We start from the raw sequence: 18235 nt of genomic DNA, 5'->3' as shown, positions 1-18235 counted from the left end.
CCGTCATGCTAGCTCAGCGCGGCGCGAGCCCATTCCGGCTTGCGCAAAGAAACTGTTAAAGTCGAAAACTGGTAACTTGGTTACACGCGCCCCACCCCCAACGCTCCCCCAAATCCAGACCATGCCAGCCCGACCAGCCCCTCCCGCGCCCCGCGCCGTCAAGACGGCCGCCAACTCCAGCAAGGCCGAAGCCAAGGACAAGAATGCGCCGCTGATGCACGACATCCGCCTGCTGGGCCGCATCCTCGGCGAGGTGATACGCGAGCAGGAGGGCCGCGATGCCTACGAGCTGGTGGAGCGCATCCGCAAGCTCTCGGTGGCCTTTCGCCTGAAGCGCGATGCGCAGGCCGGCAAGAGCTTCGACAAGCTGCTGAAGAGCCTGTCGGGCGAGCAGACGGTGAGCGTGATCCGCGCCTTCAGCTATTTCTCGCACCTGGCCAATATCGCCGAGGACCGCCACCATGTGCGCCGCCGCGAGATCCACGAGCGCGCCGGCAGCCTGCAGCCCGGCTCGCTGGCCTATGCGCTGGAGCGCCTGCACGAGGCCGGCGTGCGCCCCGGCGAGGTTGCCAAGACGCTGCAGCATGGCTTCATCTCGCCGGTGCTGACCGCCCACCCCACCGAGGTGCAGCGCAAGAGCATCCTGGACGCCGAGCGCGCGATTGCCGAGCTGGTGGGCCAGCGCGACAGCCTGCACACCGAGCGCGAGCTGCGCGACAACGAGACCCTGATGCGTGCCCGCATCACCCAGCTGTGGCAGACGCGCATGCTGCGCTACTCCAAGCTGACGGTGGCCGACGAGATCGAGAACGCGCTCTCCTATTACCACGCCACCTTTTTGCGCCAGATCCCCAAGCTCTACGCCGAGCTGGAAGAGGCCCTGCCCGGCCACGAGTTCAAGAGCTTTCTGCGCATGGGCCACTGGATCGGCGGCGACCGAGACGGCAATCCCAATGTCAGTGCCGCCACACTGCGCCATGCGATGAAGCGCCAGGGCGAGGTGGCGCTGCGCCACTACCTCACCGAGCTGCACGAGCTGGGCGCCGAACTCTCGATCTCGGCCCGCCTGGCCAGCATCAGCCCGGAGCTGCAATTGCTCGCCGAGCGCAGCCCGGATCGCAACGAGCACCGCATGGACGAGCCCTACCGCCGGGCGCTCACCGGCATGTATGCGCGCCTGGCCGCCACCCTGCACGAGCTCACCGGCACCGAGGCGCTGCGCCATGCCGTGGCCCCGCAAGATCCCTACCTGAGCCCGGATGAGCTGCTGGCCGATCTGCGCATCATCGAAAGCTCGCTGCGCAGCCACCATGCCGAGGCCTTGATCGCGCCGCGCCTGAAGCCGCTGATGCGCGCCATCCAGGTGTTCGGCTTCCATCTCGCCACGCTGGACCTGCGCCAGAGCTCCGACCAGCACGAGGCCGTGGTGGCCGAGCTGCTGCAGGTCGCGCGCATCCAGCCCGACTACAGCGCGCTCGGCGAGGCCGAGCGCCGCGCCCTGCTGCTGAGCCTGCTGCAGGACGCCCGCCCGCTGCGCGTGATCGGCGCGGTCTACAGCGAGCGGGCCCAGGGCGAGCTGGCCATCTTCGAGGCCGCGCGCGAGGTGCTGCAGCGCTTCGGCCGCGAGGCCCTGCGCCACTACATCATCAGCCATACCGAGTCGGTGAGCGATCTGCTCGAGGTGATGCTGCTGCTCAAGGAGGTCGGGCTGCTGCGCGGCACGCTCGATGGCGAGGCGCAGACCGCTGCCATCAGCGACCTGATCGTCGTGCCGCTGTTCGAGACCATCGGCGACCTGCGCGAGGCGCCCGGCATCATGGGCGAGTTCTACGCCCTGCCCGGCATTGCCGCGCTGGTGCAGCGCTCGGGCGGCGAGCAGGACATCATGCTGGGCTATTCCGACTCCAACAAGGACGGCGGCGTGTTCACCAGCTCCTGGGAGCTCTACCGCGCCGAGATCGCGCTGGTCGAGCTGTTCGAGCAACTCAAGGCCCGGCACCAGCCCGTCACACTGCGCCTCTTCCATGGCCGCGGCGGCACGGTGGGGCGTGGCGGCGGCCCCAGCTACCAGGCCATCCTGGCCCAGCCCCCCGGCACGGTGAACGGCCAGATCCGCCTCACCGAACAGGGCGAGGTGATCGCCTCCAAATACGCCAATCCCGAGATCGGCCGGCGCAATCTCGAAACCCTGGTGGCGGCCACGCTGGAAGCCACCCTGCTGCACCCCACCAAGAGCGCGCCCAGGAGTTTTCTGGAGGCGGCGCAAGCCTTGTCGGACGCCAGCTTCAAGGCCTACCGCGGCCTGGTCTACGACACGCCCGGCTTCGCCGAATACTTCTTCGCGTCCACGCCGATCCGGGAGATCGCGGAGCTGAACATCGGCTCGCGCCCGGCCTCGCGCAAGGCCACCCGCGCCATCGAGGACCTGCGCGCCATCCCCTGGGGCTTCAGCTGGGGCCAGTCGCGCATCGCCCTGCCGGGCTGGTGCGGTTTTGGCTCGGGGGTGGAGGCCTTCCTGGGCAAGGATCCGGCGCAGCGCGCGCAAAACCTGACCCTCTTGAAGCGCATGGTCAAGCAATGGCCCTTCTTCCGCACCCTGCTGTCCAACCTGGACATGGTGCTGGCCAAGACCGATATCGACATCGCCGCGCGCTATGTCGAGCTGGTGGAGAACAAGCGCCTGGGCAAGAAGATCTTCGCGGCGGTGAAGGCCGAGTTCGAGCGCACCCAGGAGGCGCTGGCGCTGATCACCGGCGAGCACAAGCGCCTGGCCGCCAACCCGGGGTTGGCGCGCTCGATCGAGCACCGTTTTCCCTATATCGACCCGCTCAACCACCTGCAGGTCGAGCTGATGCGGCGCTACCGCGCAGTGGCACCCGAGCTGCGCGCCGACGATCCCAGCATGGAACGCGTGCAGCGCGGCATCCACCTGTCGATCAACGGCATCGCCGCCGGGCTGCGCAACACCGGCTGATTGCCCGGCGCCCCGCTCGTCCTGTAAGCTCGGCGCACTCCCGCCGCTTGCTGGCAGGCACAGGACGAGCATGCGCGCCGACACCCCCTATTCCCGGATCGAGGCCCTCGTGGTCGACGATATGGCCACGCAGCAGACCACGCTGCGCGGCCAGCTGGGCATGCTGGGCATCCACAGCATCGAGGGCGCCAGCTCGGCCGAAGACGCGCTGCGCCACGTGCGCGCCAAGCCCTTCGGCCTGATCCTGTGCGACTACAACCTCAACCACAGGACCGACGGCCAGCAGCTGCTGGAATACCTGCGCGAGCACCAGCTGCTCGCGCCGGACTGCCTGTTCTTCATGATCACGGCCGAGAACAGCTACCTCTCGGTGGCCGCGGCCAGCGAGCACCTGCCCGACGCCTATCTGCTCAAGCCCATCACCGCGGGTGACATCGAGGACCGCCTCAAGGCCCAGCTGGAGAAGCGCCAGGCTCTGCTGGAGATCAACAAACAGCTCGGCCGCAAGGATTTGGCCGCAGCGCTGAAGGCCTGCGACGCGCTGCTGGCCAAGAAGGACCGCTGGACCATGCAGGCCCTGCAGCTCAAGGGTCAGGTCTTGCTGGAGCTGGGCGCGCTGGACGAGGCGCGCGCCGTCTACCAGCAGGCGCTGGAGCTGCGCCCACAGCTGATCTGGGCCCAGCTGGGCCAGGCGCGCGCGCTCAGGGCCGCCGGCCGCCTTGATGAGGCCGTGCAGCTGATGCGCGAACTCATAGGCAGCGCCGAGGGCGCCAAGAACCTGGCCGCGCACGAGCTGCTGGCGCAGGCCCTGGAGGCCCTGGATCGCCAGGCCGAGGCGCTGGCGGTGCTCAAGCAGGCGGCCGAGATCGTGCCCTCGGCCAAGCGCCTGCGCACGCTGGCCGAGAGCGCCTACCGCAACGGCGATACCGAGCTGGCCAAGCAGAGCCTGGCGCGCGCCCTCAAGTCCAGCCAGGGCTCGCTGAGCGCCCAGCCCATGGACGCGCTGGTGCTGGCCCAGGCCCATATCGACCTGGGCGAGGCCAAGGAGGCACTGGCGGTGCTGGTCGAGCCCTCGCCCAAGCCGCAGCGCAGCGCCGAACAGGCTTCAGCCATGCTGGCGCTGCGCGCGCAAGCCCATGCCCTGCTGGGCGAGGCCGGGAAGGCGCGCGAGCTGGCCGAGCAGGCCTTGGCCGAGACGCCGCAGGCCAGGGCCGATTTCGCCACCATCGCGGTGGCGCGCGCGGCGCTGTCCACCGGCCAGGCCGAGCGCGGGCTGGCCCTGCTGGGCAAGGTGGTGAGCGCCGACCATGAGAACGCGCGCATGCAGCAGTTGGTCAGCAAGGCCTTGCGCGACACCGGCCATGCGGACCAGATCGCCAACATCGTCACCGCCACCAGCGGCGGCCTGAAGACGCGGCTGCACCAGGCCAAGCTGGCGCTGCGCGCCGGCCAGCTGGACGAAGCCCTGGCCGCCATCGAAGCCGAGCTGCATGACTTCCCCGAGAACACCACGGTGCTGCTGGAATGCGCGCAGATGAACTGTATGGTGCTGCGCCTGCGCAAGCGGCTGGATGCCCAGCGCGTCGAGCAGGTGCGCGGCTATCTGAGCCGGCTGGAGCGCCTCTTGCCGGGCCACGACCGCGTCGCCCAGATGCGCAAATACCTGCGCGACACCCTCAGCGCCCTGGCATGAACCGCGAGCTGCTGGCCCTGCTGATCCACGACCTGAAGAACCAGCTGGGGGTGCTGGAGGCCGAGCTGGCGCAGCTGGAACGGCGGCCCGAAACCGACTTGGCGCACCGCGCCCACCAGCATTGCGCGCAGCTGCGCCAGCGCCTGATCGCCTACCTCACGCTCTACGGCGCCGACGGCAGCCGCCTGCTCGCGCAGGCCTCGGACGAGTCGCCGCAGGCCTTTCTGCAAGGCCTGCTGCATGTGGACTCGCGTCCCGACCATGCACCGCTGCGCCTGGGCCCCTGCAGCGGCGCGCCGGCCTTCTGGTATTTCGACGCAAGGCTGGTGCGGCTGGCGCTGGAGGCGGCGCTGCAGAACGCCTGGCGCTTCGCGCGCAGCGAGGTGGTGCTGGACGCCGGCCTGCGCGAGGGGCAGCTGCTGTTCTCGGTGGACGACGACGGCCCCGGCCTGGGCAGCGCCGACCCCTCGGCGCAGTCATCCACCGGCCTGGGCCAGGAGCTGTGCGCGGCGGTGGCACGCGCCCACCGGCTCGGGCCGCGCAGCGGCAGCGTCAGCCTGCTGGACCGCCCAGGCGGCGGCACGCGCTTCGAGATCCTGCTGCCCTGAACCCGGTCACGCCTCGCCGGACTCCGGCAGGTGGATCATGCCGGTGTGGTAGTTGTACTCGAACACCTCGCCATAACGCGCCCATTCGATGGCCACCTGGAGCACGCGCTCGGCATCAAAGGCATCCATGCTCTCCTGCAACAGCTTGAGGAAGGGCTCCTCGCGCAGCTCGCCATGCGGCTCCTGCTCCAGGCTGTGGCGGATCAAGGCGGCGATCGGCACATGGGCGAGCAGCTGCTGGCCGAAGATCTCGCGGCGGAACTCGTGCTCGCCCTCCACATATTTCTGGCCCAGCGGCGTGATGAGGATGTCGCCATGCTCGAGCTGGGCCAGGCCCAGGCGCTGCAGGGCATCGGCCAGTGGCAGCAGGTCCTCGTCGGTGAGCTCGCTTTCCTCGGCCAGCTGGGGCAGGTCGGCGCGCCCCTTGAAGCGCTCGTCCACCAGCAGCTCCAGCAGGCTTTCCATGCGGCCCACGTCGGCCTCGGGCAGGCGGTCCGACAGATGCGGCTTGGGCGCCTCGGCCTGGCCGGCAGGCACGACGCCCACCGTCATCAGGCTGTACACCTCGTCGATCAAGAGGCGCACCTCGGGGCTGTCGGGGTGGCGCGGGCGCGGCAGGCTGATCGGCAGCTCGGCGCGCACCCGGCCGGGGTTGCTGGAGAAGATCAGCACCCGGTCGGCCATCAACACCGCTTCCTCGATATTGTGAGAAACCACCAGCATGGCTTGCGTCGGCATGCTGCCGCCGTCCCAGAGCTCCAGGATCTCGTTGCGCAGGCGCTCGCCGGTGAGCACGTCCAGCGCCGAGAAGGCCTCGTCCATCAGGAGCACCGCAGGCTCGGTGACGAGGGCGCGCGCCAGGCCCACGCGCTGGCGCATGCCGCCGGAGAGTTCACGCGGCAGCGCGCCTTCGAAACCGGCCAGGCCGATCAGCTCGATCGCCGCCTCGGCACGCTTGGCGCGCTCGTCCGGCGCCACGCCGCGCGCCTCCAGACCCAGCTCAACGTTCTGCTGCACCGTCAGCCAAGGGAACAGCGCAAAGGACTGGAACACCATGGCGATGCCCTCGGCCGGCCCGAACAGCGGCTGGCCGCGGTAGCTGACCGTGCCACCATCCACCGGAATCAGCCCCGCCATGATGCGCAGCAAGGTGGATTTGCCCGAGCCCGACTGGCCCAGCAGCGCCACGATCTCGCCCTTGGCGAGTTCGAAGTCCACCCGTTCCAGCACCGAGCGCGAGCTGCCGTCCGAGGACTTGAAGCTCTTGGCCACGTTCTTCAGTTCGATCAGATTCGTCATGGCTGGGTTCAGAAGTGCATTCTTTGCTCGGCGAGCCGGTACAGGCGCCGCCACACCCAGTGGTTGAGCGCCATCACGAACACGCACATCACGCCGATGCCCAGCGCGATGCGCGGAAAGTCGCCCGCCGCCGTCATTTGCTGGATATAGCTGCCCAGGCCCTGGGCCTGCAGGCTGGTGTCGCCCCAGCTCACGTATTCGGCCACGATGCTGGCGTTCCAGGAGCCGCCGCTGGCGGTGATGGCGCCGGTCACGAAGCTCGGGAAGATCGCCGGCAGCAGGTAGCGCCGCCACAGCAGCCAGCCCTTCAGGCCGAGGTTGTGGGCCGCGTAGCGCAGCTCCGACGGAATCGTGGAGGCGCCCGCCACCACGTTGAAGAGCAGGTACCACTGCGTGCCCAGGATGATCAGCGGCGAGAGCCAGATGTCGGGGTCGAGGTGCCAGCGCAGGATCAGCAGCACCGCGACCGGAAACACCAGGTTGGACGGGAAGGCGGCGCAGAACTGCGCCAGCGCCTGCACGCGCCCGGCGATGCGCGGGTTGAGCCCGATCCACACGCCGATGGGCACCCAGATCAGCGAGGCCAGCGCGATCAGCAGCAGCACGCGTGCGAGCGTGTAAAAGCCCAGTTTGAAGACATGCCCGGCCTCGGCCCAGCCGACCTCTGTGTGGATGAAGCCCAGCAGGCGCCAGAGCGCGAACAACACCAGCGCCGCAAGCACCGCGTCCCAGGCCCGCCCCCACAGCGGGTTGGCGGGCCGGGGTCGGGCGCGGATCGAGGTGCCGTCAAAGCGCAGCCGCGTCAGCGCGAAGCTGGCGGTGAGCCAACGCCCCGGCCAGTCGCCCAGGCGCCGCAGCAGCTGGGTGCGGCGCAGCCAGGTCAGCAGCCAGGAGCTCGGCGCGGTCTCGCTGCCCGACTCCTCGAAGCGGAACTTGTCGGCCCAGGCCAGCAGCGGGCGGAAGAACAGCTGGTCGTAGAGCAGGATGCCGATCAACATGCCCAGGATGGCCCAGCCGATCGCGCTCAGGTCCTTGGCGGCGATCGCCATCGCGATATAGGAGCCCACGCCCGGCAGCTTGATGTCCTGGTTGGCCACCGAGATCGCCTCCGAGGCGACCACGAAGAACCAGCCACCCGACATGCTCATCATCATGTTCCACAGCAGTCCCGGCATCGCGAACGGCAGCTCCAGGCGCCAGAAGCGCTGCCAGGCCGAGAGCCTGAAGATGCGCGCAGCCTCCTGCAGTTCGGCCGGCACGGTGCGCAGCGACTGGTAGAGGCTGAACGCCATATTCCAGGCCTGCGAGGTGAAGATGGCGAAGATGGCCGCGCATTCCACTCCCAGCAGGCTGCCCGGGAAGAGCGCGATGAAGCCAGTCACGGTGATCGACAGAAAGCCCAGGATGGGGATGGACTGCAGGATGTCCAGCAGCGGCACCAACAGCTTCTCGGCCGCACGCACCTTGGCGGCGAGCGCCGCAAACACGCAGGCGAACAGCACCGAGGCCGCCAGCGCCAGGAACATGCGCAGCGTGGTGCGCAGCAGGTAATAGGGCAGCGCCAGCGGGTCCAGGCTGATGGGCAGGACCTCGCCCACATGGAAGGGCCTGGCCATTTGCGTGGCGGCCAGCGCCAGCAGGCTGAAGCCGGCCAGCACCAGAGGCAGCAAGGCCCAGTCCCAGCGGTTGAGCGCTGGCTCGACCACCTGGCGGGGAAAGAATTCTTGGCGCTGCTCCTGCATGGTGCGCCATGCTAGGCGACTTGAGCTGAGCGGAAGCTGACTTGGCGCCCTTCAGCCCGATGCGGCCGCCAACGCCTCGCGCACCGCCGCCACCTGGCGGCGCGAGACGGCGAGCCATTCATTCACCGTGGCAACGCGCACCGCCCAGCCCTCGGCACCTTCGCTGCCTTCGCCCGCCTCGCCGGCTTCGGCACAGCTGCCTTCAGTGGCCGCATGGCGTTCCAGCTCGCGCACCGCGGCCTTGGCCACCAGGGCATTGCGGTGCACGCGCAGAAAGCGCTCACCCAGGCGCTGCTCGAGTTCGCTGAGGCTGCCGTCCATCACATAGCTCTGGCTGGCGGTGCGCAGGGTCAGGTACTTGAGCTCGGCCTTGAAGTACAGCACCTCGGCCAGCGGCACGCGGATCAGACGGCCGCGGTCGCTGATATTGATCACCGGACCTTCGGCGGCGGCGTCGGCGGCGCCCTGTTGAGACCTGGCGGCGGCGCGCTCGGCGATGCGCTGTGCCACGCGCGCCAACGCCGCCTGCAGGCGCTCGCGCCGCACCGGCTTGGTGAGGTAGTCGATCGCCTCCAGTTCGAAGGCGCGCAGGGCATGCTCGGCATGGGCGGTGACGAACACCACCGCCGGACGTGGCTCGCGCGTGCGCAGCACGTCGGCCAGCTGCAGGCCGTCCGGGCCGGGCATCTGCACGTCCAGCAGGATCAGATCGCAGCCATGCTCGCGCAACCATTGCTGGGCCTGCGAGGCGGTGCCAGCCTCGGCCACCACCTCGGCATGGGGCTCGGCGCAGCTCTCCACCAGGCCGCGCAGGCGCATGCGCGCGAGCGGCTCGTCGTCGACGATCAGGACCTTGAGGGCGGGCTGCAGATGCATGATGGTTCAGCGGGGCAGAACGATTCGGACGGTGAAGCGGCCGGGCTCCTGGCGGACCTCGAAGCGCGCGGCCACATCATGCATCAGACGCAGGCGGTCGCGCACATTGCGCAGCGCCAGGCCATGGCCAGGCACCGTCGAGGCGGCAGCGACGCTGTTGCTGACCAGGATCTCGACCTCGGCGCCGCGGCTCTTGCTGCGCACCTCCAGCGTGCCGCCGGCGTCATTGGGCTCGACGCCATGGCGCACCGCGTTTTCGACCAGGGGCTGCAGCAGCAAGGGCGGCACGCGCGCATTGCCGGCGGCGGCGTCGAGCTGCCAACGGATGCGCAGGCGCTCACCAAAGCGGATCTGCTCGATGTCCAGATAGCGCCGCGCCAGCTCGACCTCCTCGTTCAGGCTGACCACCGTGCTGGCCTCGGCCAGGGCCACGCGGAACAGCTCGCTCAGGTCCTCCAGCACCGCCTCGGCGCGGTTCGGATCCACGCGCACCAGGGCCATCGCGGTGTTGAGGGTGTTGAAGAGGAAATGCGGGCGGATGCGCGCTTGCAGCTCCACCAGCTGCGCCAGCGCATCGGCGGGCCGCTGCGAGCGCTCGCGCAGCTTCATCCAGTACAGCAGCATGGCGGCCATGGCGGCACCGGCCAGCGCCACGCTGAGCAGCCGGAAGCGGCCGCTCGCCTCGTCGCTGGCCAGGTTGAGCAGCTGCCAGCCCAGGCTGGCGCTGAAGGCGCCCAGGCCCAGCAGCACGGCCCATTGCCAGGGCTCACGCAGGCGCGCCAGCGGCCGGCGCGCGCCGCACACCACCAGCAGCCAGAACAGCACGGCCGAGAGCGTCACCACCGTGCCGCTACTCATCCACCACAGCCATTGCACGGCATCGCGCGCCGCCAGCGCCAGGCCCAGTGCCAGCAGGGCCTGCACGCCCAGCACTGCGCGCAGCACCAGGCCCACATGGCAGACGTCGAAGACGCGTTCGCCGTCGAACAGCGGCGCCACCTGGTCCTCCACCTCGGCGGGCGTGGGTGCAAGACCCAGCATGCTCGTGAGGTTGCGGCTGTCCTGCCAGTCGTCGTGGTGCTTGCCTGCCATGCCAGGGGGCCCATGGAGCCCCGCCCTTAGAATCGATGCCTGCATTCTGCTTCAGCGGCGCGCCCTGCCCCCTTCCCACCCTTCCTGCAACCTTCCCGCCATGTCCGCCGACAACCAACTCGACAACAAGTCCCAAGCCTGGTCCGCGCTTTTTTCCGAACCGATGAGCGAGTTGGTGAAGCGCTACACCGCCAGCGTGTTCTTCGACCAGCGCCTCTGGAAGGCCGACATCCAGGGCAGCCTGGCGCATGCCGAGATGCTGGCCGCCCAGGGCATTCTGAGTGCAGACGACCATGCCGCCATCCAGCGCGGCATGGCGCAGATCACGCGCGAGATCGAGGCCGGCGAGTTCGAATGGAAGCTCGACCTGGAGGACGTGCACCTGAACATCGAGGCGCGCCTGACCACCCTGATCGGCATCGCCGGCAAGCGCCTGCACACCGGCCGCAGCCGCAACGACCAGGTGGCCACCGATGTGCGCCTATGGCTGCGCGATGAGATCGACGCCATCGGCGCGCTGCTGCAAGCGCTGCAGCTGGCCATGGTGGAGGTGGCCGAGAAGCATGCCGAGGTCATCCTGCCTGGCTTCACGCATTTGCAGGTGGCGCAGCCGGTCGCCTTTGGCCATCATCTGCTGGCCTATGTGGAAATGTTCGCCCGCGACGCCGAGCGCCTGGCCGACGCGCGCCGCCGCGTCAATCGCCTGCCGCTGGGCGCCGCCGCGCTGGCCGGCACCAGCTACCCGCTGGACCGCGAGCGCGTGGCGCGGACCCTGGGCATGGTGGATGACGAAGGCGTGGCCTGCGTGTGCCAGAACAGCCTGGACGCGGTGAGCGACCGCGACTTCGCGATCGAGTTCAGCAGCGCCGCCACGCTGGTGATGGTGCACATCTCGCGCTTGTCCGAAGAGCTGATCCTGTGGATGAGCCAGAGCTTCGGCTTCATCGACCTGGCGGACCGCTTCTGCACCGGCTCGTCCATCATGCCGCAGAAGAAGAACCCCGATGTGCCCGAGCTGGCGCGCGGCAAGACCGGCCGCGTGGTCGGCCATCTGATGGGCCTGATCACGCTGATGAAGGGCCAGCCGCTGGCCTACAACAAGGACAACCAGGAAGACAAGGAGCCGCTGTTCGACACCGTCGACACGCTCAAGGACACGCTGCGCATCTTTGCCGAGATGATGGGCGGCCTGAGCGTCAAGCCCGAGGCGATGGAGCGCGCGGCCTTGAAGGGTTATGCCACCGCCACCGATCTGGCCGACTACCTGGTGAAGAAGGGCCTGGCCTTCCGCGATGCGCATGAGATCGTGGCGCATGCGGTCAAGACGGCGATTGGCATGGGCGTGGACCTGTCGCAGCTGCCGCTGGCCGAACTGCAGAAGTTCGACGCCCGCATCGAAGCCGATGTGTTCGAGCTGCTCTCGCTGCGCGGCTCGCTGAACGCCCGCAACATCCTGGGCGGCACCGCGCCGGCCCAGGTGCGCGCCCAGGTGGCCAGGCATCGCGCCCGACTGATGGGCTAAGTGTCCGAGCGGCGCCAGCGCTTGCGTCATCTCAAAGCTCGGCCGGCCCGCGCGCGCTACGCTCGCTCACCATGAGCACACTGACTTGGCATGAACAGCTCGCGCTTGGCGACGAGAAACTCGACGGCGACCATCGCGCCCTGTTGGAGGGCCTGGCCCAGTTGAACGCGCAGATCGAGGCTGGCGCGCCAGTGGCACAGGCCCTGACGCTGTTCGATGCGATCATCGCCGCCACCAGCACCCACTTCGAACTTGAAGAGCAATGGATGGCGGCCAGCGGCTTTGCGCGCGACAACTGCCACAGCACGCAGCACGCCATGGTGCTGCGGGTGCTGGGTGAGGTGCGCGAGCATGTCGCGCAAAAAGCGGAGTTGACCCCGCTGCGTAGCCTGATCGCCGAGTTGGCCGCTTGGCTGCCCGCCCATGTGGACATGATGGATGCGGCCCTGGTCTACCACCTGCGCCAGGTCGGCTTCGACCCCGCCACAGGCCAGTGCAGCCAGGCCCTGCCGGCACAGGCGCTCACCAGTTGCGGCTCCGGCGCCTGCGGCTGAGCTGCGACAATAGCGCCCTTGCCGCGGCCATCGTGCCGGCCCCACTTCCGCAGCCCCTCATGAGTACCCTGACCTGGCGCGACGACCTCGCGCTCGCGCACCCGCAGATCGACCAGACCCACCAGGAGTTCGTCGGACTCCTCAATGAACTGGACGCGGTGCTGCCAAGCGGCGCCGACCCCCTGCCCGCCTTCCAGCGCCTGCTCGCCCATACCGAAGAGCATTTCGCGATGGAAGAGCGCTGGATGGCCGCCACCGGCTTCGCGCCCGAGAACTGCCACAGCAAGCAGCACGCCATGGTGCTGGACACCCTGCGCGAGGTGCGGCGCTATGCGGTCGATCTCAAGGACATGGAACCCATGCGCATCATCGTGGGCGAGCTGGCGCAATGGTTCCCGGCCCATGCCGAGATGATGGACGCCTCGCTGGTGTTCCACATGAGCCAGGTGGGCTACGACAGCGCCACCGGCACGCTGGCCCAGCCCCTGGGCGGCGAGCCCACCGCCATCAGTTCCTGCGGCAGCAGCAGCTGCGGCTGAGCGCAATTGCTGCCCCCCTATGTCCGCGTCTTTTGACATAGGGCAACCCGATCGCTTGACCCAAGGGTAAACCCCCAAGTCCAATCCCCTGGTCCGCCGTCTTCGCGCCGATCCGACGCCGCGGCAGGAACACAGGGAAGGACAAGATATGAGCAAGAGGATCGCTGACCTCGGCATAGGCGTGCGCCTGGGCCTGGGATTCGGAGTGTTGTTGCTGATGATGACGGTCGTCATCTTGATCGCCTGGCAGCAGTTTGGCCATGCCGACCTGATCAACAGCCGCATCATCGAACAGGAATGGGTCAAGGCCGATGCGGCCAATGTGGTGAACGCCAGCACGCGCGCCAATGCGCGCAATACCCTGGAGCTGATCGTCAGTGCCGAGCCGGCTCAGGCGGCCCGCGCCAAGCAGCGCATCGAGGCCAACAGGCAGATCATCAACGAGGCCTTGCAGACCCTGGAGGCCTTGGTGCGCCTGCCCGAGGGCAAGGCCATGCTGCTCCAGCTGAAGGAGACACGCAGCAAATACGTGGCCTCCTTCAGCAAGGTGGCGGCGCTGGTTGACGCGGGTCGCAAGGACGAGGCCACGCAGTTGCTCAACGGCGAAACCCTGGCGCTGCTGGACGCCATGCAGGAGCCGATCAACGGCTTGACCGCGCTGCAGAAGAAGATGGTGGTGGCCAGCAGCGCCGAATTGCGTGCCGGTCTCGGCCAGGGCCGCATGCTGCTGCTGGGGGTCGGTGCGCTGGGCCTGGCCCTGGGGCTGGGCTTCGCCTGGTGGATCACGCGCTCCATCACCCGGCCCCTGCAGGAGGCCTTGCGCGTCGCACGCACGGTGGCGGCGGGCGACCTCAGTTGCCGCATCGAGGTACGCAGCGCCGACGAGTGCGGGCAGCTGCTGCAGGCCCTGCACGAGATGAATGCCAGCCTGGTGAACATCGTCAGCCAGGTGCGCCAGGGTGCCGACTCGATGGCTGTTGCCACCGACCAGATCGCGGCGGGCAATCTCGATTTGTCCTCGCGCACAGAGCAGCAGGCCAGTGCCCTGCAGCAGACCGCGGCCTCGATGGAGCAGTTGTCGGCCACCGTCAAGCACAACTACGACGGCGGCCGCCATGCCAACCAACTGGCCGAGACCGCCTCGGGCGTGGCGCTCAAGGGCGGCGCCGTGGTGGCACAGGTGGTGCAGACCATGGAAGCCATCAACACCTCGTCCAACAGAATCGCCGACATCATCGGCGTGATCGACGGCATCGCCTTCCAGACCAATATCCTGGCCCTCAACGCCGCGGTCGAAGCGGCGCGCGCGGGCGAGCAGGGGCGCGGCTTTGCCGTGGTGGCCGGCGAGGTGCGCAGCCTGGCGGGCCGCAGTGCCGAGGCCGCGCGCGAGATCAAGAAGCTCATCACCGGCTCGGTGGGCAATGTGCGCGAAGGCTGCAAACTGGTGGAGCAGGCCGGCAGCACCATGGACGAGATCGTCGTGCATGTGCGGCGCGTGGCCGATCTGATGGGCGAGATCACCACCGCCAGCAAGGAGCAGACCACCGGCATCGAACAGGTCAATCAGGCGGTGGGGCAGATGGACCAGGTGACGCAGCAGAATGCCGCCCTGGTCGAGGAGGCCGCCGCTGCGGCGCAGTCGCTGTCCAGCCAGGCCCAGGGCCTGGTGCGCGCGGTAAGCGTGTTCAGGTTGGACACTGCAACGCCGAGCCAGGGTTGACGCCATGGCCTACTTCGAATGGGCCGATGACATGGTGATCGACGGCGGAGCGATCGACGCGGATCACCGCCATCTGGTCGAACTGGTGAACCAGTTGCACAGCGCCACCACCGAGGGCCGCGGCATGGAGGTGGTGGAGGCCATCCTCAAGGAACTGCTGGACTACACCGCCGAGCACCTGCGGCGCGAAGAGCAGCGCATGGCCGAGCTGCAGTTCCCCGAACTCGAGCGCCACCGGCTCACGCACCAACAGTTCGTGGCCGATCTGCAGACCCTGCGCGCGCGCTTCGAAGCCGGCAGCATCAGCGTGGCGGCGCAGCTCTCGGCACTGCTGCGCGACTGGCTGTCGCTGCACATCCGCCGCGGCGACAAGGAGTTGCTGCGCTTCATGCGCGGCCGTCAGCGCGCCTGAGCGGTTGGCCGCGCTGCTGCCATTGCCTGTCAGCAGCGCGCGCCACAATGCGGCATGGCCGCATCGCCTCCCCCCTCCACCGCCAGCGGGCCCCTGCCCAAGCGCCTGATCGCGCACCTCGACATGGACGCCTTCTATGCCTCCGTCGAGCTGCTGCGCTATCCCGATCTGAAGGGCCTGGCGGTGGTGGTGGGCGGGCGGCGCGCGCACGAGCCCAAGACCCTGCCCGACGGCACGCGCCAATACGCGCGGCTGCGCGACTACACGGGCCGCGGCGTCGTCACCACCTCCTCCTACGCGGCGCGCGATCTGGGCGTGTTCTCGGCCATGGGCCTGATGAAGGCGGCGCTGCGTGCGCCCGACGCGATCCTGCTGCCCACCGATTTCGACGCCTACCGGCGTTACTCGCGGCTCTTCAAGGCCGCCGTGGCCGAACTGGCGCCGGTGATCGAGGACCGCGGCATCGACGAGATCTACATCGACCTCTCCGAGGTGCCGGGCATCCGCGAACCGGTGGGCCACGATCCGCTGGGCGGGGTGCGCGCGGTGGCACGCGAGATCAAGAACTCGGTGCTGCGCGCCACCGGCCTCACATGCTCGATCGGCATCACGCCCAACAAGCTGCTCTCCAAGATCGCCTCCGAGCTCGACAAGCCCGACGGCATCACCATCCTGATGGCCGAGGAGATCCCCACGCGCATCTGGCCGCTGGGCGTGCGCAAGATCAACGGCATCGGCCCCAAGGCCGGCGCCAAGCTGCTGGAGCTCGGCATCGAAACCGTGGGCGAGCTGGCGGCCGCCGATCCGGCGCTGCTGCGCCAGCATTTCGGCGCGAGCTACGCGGCCTGGCTGCACGAGGCCGCGCATGGCCACGACGAGCGACCGGTAGTAACTCATAGCGAGCCGGTCTCGATCAGCCGCGAGACCACCTTCGAGCGCGACCTGCATGCCAGGCACGACCGCGCCGAGCTGGGCGCGATCTTCACGCGCCTGTGCGAGCGGCTCGCCGCCGACCTTGAGCGCAAGGGCTATCTGGGCCGCACGGTGGGCATCAAGCTGCGCTTCGAGGGCTTTCGCACCGTCACGCGCGACCTCACGCTGGAGCTGCCCACCCAGGACGCCAGCGAGATCCGGCGCGCCGCCGGCGCCTGCCTCAAGCGCGTGGACCTGAGCCAGCGCCTGCGCCTCCTGGGCGTGCGCATCGGCAGCCTGTCGCGGCCGGGCGATGCCGCAGTGCCGCGGCGTGCCGCCAAGCCCGCCGCGCCGGCCAGGGCCGAGAACCTGCCCTTGTTCTGATGCTCAAGCGCTCAGCGCGTTGGCAGGCGCCACATCCAGAAGGCCACGCAGGCGCAGCAGGCGGCCGGCAGCCAGCACCAGGCCAGCGGCAGCCGGTAGCCGGCCCATAGCGAGCCCAGCGTCATCATGCTCCAGGCCAGCTGTTTGGCGCGCAGCGGGATCGCATGGTGGTCGCGCCAGTTGCGCACCATAGGCCCGAAGCGCGCATGGTTCAGCAGCCAGGCCTCGCAGCGCGTGCTGCCGCGCGCAAAGCAGAAGGCCGCCAGCAGCACGAAGGGTGTGGTGGGCAGCAGCGGCACGAAGATACCGACGATACCCAGCGCCAGGCTGGCGACGCCGGCCAGCACCCACAGCAGGCGCTGCCAGACCGGCCGGCGCGGCAATAACAAGGTGGTTTCGCGCATGGGCAAATCATCGCATGGGCGGCAGTGCCCAACTTGGAGGCAGGACACTGCGTCGACGTGTCAGACAACACCGAGCGATTCGATGCGGAACGGGCAATGCATGGTGAGAATGCGGCTGACCTGGGTGGGTGGGGTTCAGATGAAAGACCTCCCAGTGACCCCAGGTTCATTCAGGTTCACTTACTTACCGACGCCGACGCCGCCGCCGCCGCCGACACAGCCTCCCCCGTCGGAACGATGGACAAATCGAGCATGACCGCCTCCAATGGCAGCGGCCGCCATCACGGGGTTGCTACCGAGCCGCCCCGGGGTCCAGCCAGTTCAGAATTGGGTGAGGTTTTTCGCAGCTATTTAGCACTGTACGCACACACAGCACATGCAAGGCAAGCCAAGATTTCAAGCGGCCCAGCGGCCGAACCCACGACCGGACATATGGCGACAGCTGGCGGTGCTATGCGTCACTTCATGCGCCATACATCAACGTTCGGCCCCACAAAACACAACCGTGCCGGTCGGTTGCGATGCTTAATTGATGTAGCTACAATTAAGTATGCGGATTGAGTTCGACCCAGCCAAAGATGCGTCCAATCAAGAGAAGCACGGCCTATCACTTGCGCTGGCATCAGCGCTCGACTGGGATGAGGCTCTGGTCTGGGTTGATGATCGGTACGAGTACGGCGAGTTGCGGATGATCGCGCTCGCGCCGGATACCGGGATTCTGTACTACGTGGCGTTTGTGGATCGTGATGACGTCCGTCGGATCATCAGCTTGCGCAAGGCCAATCGACGTGAGGTGAAGCACTATGTCCAAAGTTACTAAGCGGCCAGCGGTTGTCATGCCGACCGTGGCCGAAGACAAAGCCATCACGACAGCGGCCAAGGCCGATCCTGATGCGCAGCCACTGACGCCCAAGCAATTGCAGGCCATGGTTCCGCTCAAGGCGGTGCGCGGTCGACCCAAGTCTGAAAACAAGAAGTTGCTTGTGTCTGTCCGCTACAGCCCTGAGGTGGTGGCGTACTTCAAATCCACAGGTGAGGGCTGGCAGTCGCGGATGGATGGCGTGTTGCAACAGTATGTCGCCCGTCATTCGCGCAGAGCGTGAGGCCGAACCAGTCGTTCGACCCGACAGCCCTCGGCAAGCCTCGGTCTGCGGCTCAACTCGAACGTTATGCACCAGGCTAGCCAAACTGCCGAGGCCGCTTGTGGTTCCGGCGTGCGCCATCAGCTGAGCGCCAGGCCAAGCAGCTCGCTCGCCATGATCCGCCGTGCCCGACCTGGGTCCGCTGCGGCGGCCGCTGATCCGGCGGGATTCGGACGGCTGGTTGCGCTGTCGGTCTTGGTTCGCGGCGAAACAATGCTCTCTCGGACGAGCCTGACGCCATCGGTTTGCGCCTCGCGGCGCACACTTCGGTATGCTGGTGACCACTTCCACGTCAGTGCCAGCAGCTGGGCTGTGCATAACCTGGCAGTCGAGCGGACCGCCTTCGGCGTCCGCTCACCTCT

The 18235-nt window shown here is 68.2% G+C and carries 16 protein-coding genes; 11 read left to right on the top strand and 5 right to left on the bottom strand.

What is annotated here, in order from left to right; translation table 11 throughout:
* The first annotated feature begins 121 nt into the window (after positions 1 to 121).
* The 3 genes from ppc to WG898_RS23575 all read left to right on the top strand — a co-directional run bounded on the left by ppc (position 122) and on the right by WG898_RS23575 (position 5275).
* Complete coding sequence (gene ppc, locus WG898_RS23585) at positions 122 to 2974, top strand: phosphoenolpyruvate carboxylase (RefSeq protein WP_444718993.1); 2853 nt, start codon at positions 122 to 124, stop codon at positions 2972 to 2974.
* Positions 2975 to 3044: 70 nt separating this feature from the next.
* Entirely contained in the window at positions 3045 to 4667 is a 1623-nt protein-coding gene (locus WG898_RS23580; RefSeq protein WP_339605229.1) for a tetratricopeptide repeat protein, read from the top strand.
* Positions 4664 to 5275 (top strand): sensor histidine kinase, encoded by a 612-nt coding sequence (locus WG898_RS23575; RefSeq protein WP_339605228.1) that lies wholly within the window; start codon positions 4664 to 4666, stop codon positions 5273 to 5275. Before WG898_RS23580 ends, WG898_RS23575 begins: the two co-directional genes overlap by 4 nt.
* Positions 5276 to 5281: 6 nt before the next feature.
* Here the strand turns inward: WG898_RS23575 and WG898_RS23570 are convergent, their stop codons facing one another.
* From WG898_RS23570 to WG898_RS23555, 4 genes are read right to left on the bottom strand one after another with little or no spacing between them, the layout of a single operon-like run.
* Positions 5282 to 6574: an ABC transporter ATP-binding protein gene (locus tag WG898_RS23570; RefSeq protein ID WP_339605227.1), complete on the bottom strand. Its 1293-nt coding sequence runs from the start codon at positions 6572 to 6574 to the stop codon at positions 5282 to 5284.
* Positions 6575 to 6582: 8 nt separating this feature from the next.
* Complete coding sequence (locus WG898_RS23565; RefSeq protein WP_339605226.1) at positions 6583 to 8316, bottom strand: ABC transporter permease; 1734 nt, start codon at positions 8314 to 8316, stop codon at positions 6583 to 6585.
* Between the two features lie 51 nt (positions 8317 to 8367).
* Positions 8368 to 9192: a LytR/AlgR family response regulator transcription factor gene (locus tag WG898_RS23560; protein ID WP_339605225.1), complete on the bottom strand. Its 825-nt coding sequence runs from the start codon at positions 9190 to 9192 to the stop codon at positions 8368 to 8370.
* Positions 9193 to 9198: 6 nt separating this feature from the next.
* On the bottom strand, positions 9199 to 10284 hold the full coding sequence (locus WG898_RS23555; RefSeq protein ID WP_339605224.1) for a sensor histidine kinase: 1086 nt from the start codon (positions 10282 to 10284) through the stop codon (positions 9199 to 9201).
* A gap of 100 nt (positions 10285 to 10384) precedes the next feature.
* Between WG898_RS23555 and argH the strand changes: the two genes are divergently transcribed.
* From argH to dinB, 6 genes are all read left to right on the top strand, one after another.
* Positions 10385 to 11806 (top strand): argininosuccinate lyase, encoded by a 1422-nt coding sequence (gene argH, locus WG898_RS23550; protein ID WP_339605223.1) that lies wholly within the window; start codon positions 10385 to 10387, stop codon positions 11804 to 11806.
* A 71-nt stretch (positions 11807 to 11877) separates the two neighbouring features.
* Positions 11878 to 12360 (top strand): hemerythrin domain-containing protein, encoded by a 483-nt coding sequence (locus WG898_RS23545; protein ID WP_339605222.1) that lies wholly within the window; start codon positions 11878 to 11880, stop codon positions 12358 to 12360.
* A gap of 59 nt (positions 12361 to 12419) precedes the next feature.
* On the top strand, positions 12420 to 12899 hold the full coding sequence (locus WG898_RS23540) for a hemerythrin domain-containing protein (protein WP_339605221.1): 480 nt from the start codon (positions 12420 to 12422) through the stop codon (positions 12897 to 12899).
* Between the two features lie 148 nt (positions 12900 to 13047).
* Positions 13048 to 14619: a methyl-accepting chemotaxis protein gene (locus WG898_RS23535; RefSeq protein ID WP_339605220.1), complete on the top strand. Its 1572-nt coding sequence runs from the start codon at positions 13048 to 13050 to the stop codon at positions 14617 to 14619.
* A gap of 4 nt (positions 14620 to 14623) precedes the next feature.
* A complete protein-coding gene (locus WG898_RS23530; protein WP_339605219.1) occupies positions 14624 to 15031 on the top strand; it encodes a bacteriohemerythrin in 408 nt (135 codons plus the stop codon).
* 54 nt (positions 15032 to 15085) lie between these two features.
* Entirely contained in the window at positions 15086 to 16327 is a 1242-nt protein-coding gene (gene dinB / locus WG898_RS23525) for a DNA polymerase IV (protein WP_339605218.1), read from the top strand.
* An 11-nt stretch (positions 16328 to 16338) separates the two neighbouring features.
* Here dinB and WG898_RS23520 read toward each other — a convergent pair whose 3' ends face one another.
* Complete coding sequence (locus tag WG898_RS23520) at positions 16339 to 16731, bottom strand: YbaN family protein (protein WP_339605217.1); 393 nt, start codon at positions 16729 to 16731, stop codon at positions 16339 to 16341.
* 550 nt (positions 16732 to 17281) lie between these two features.
* Here WG898_RS23520 and WG898_RS23515 point away from each other — a divergent pair.
* Both WG898_RS23515 and WG898_RS23510 read left to right on the top strand, forming a co-directional pair.
* Positions 17282 to 17551 carry a BrnT family toxin gene (locus tag WG898_RS23515; protein WP_339605216.1) on the top strand — a complete coding sequence of 90 codons (270 nt, stop codon included), beginning with the start codon at positions 17282 to 17284 and terminating at the stop codon, positions 17549 to 17551.
* Between the two features lie 16 nt (positions 17552 to 17567).
* Positions 17568 to 17834 (top strand): BrnA antitoxin family protein, encoded by a 267-nt coding sequence (locus tag WG898_RS23510; RefSeq protein WP_339605215.1) that lies wholly within the window; start codon positions 17568 to 17570, stop codon positions 17832 to 17834.
* Positions 17835 to 18235: the final 401 nt, after the last annotated feature.

Source organism: Paucibacter soli (assembly GCF_037482845.1).
GTDB classification, from domain to species: domain Bacteria; phylum Pseudomonadota; class Gammaproteobacteria; order Burkholderiales; family Burkholderiaceae_C; genus Paucibacter_B; species Paucibacter_B soli.
The sequence above is the reverse complement of the archived record's forward strand: the minus strand, read 5'-3'. Positions and strand labels throughout refer to the sequence as shown.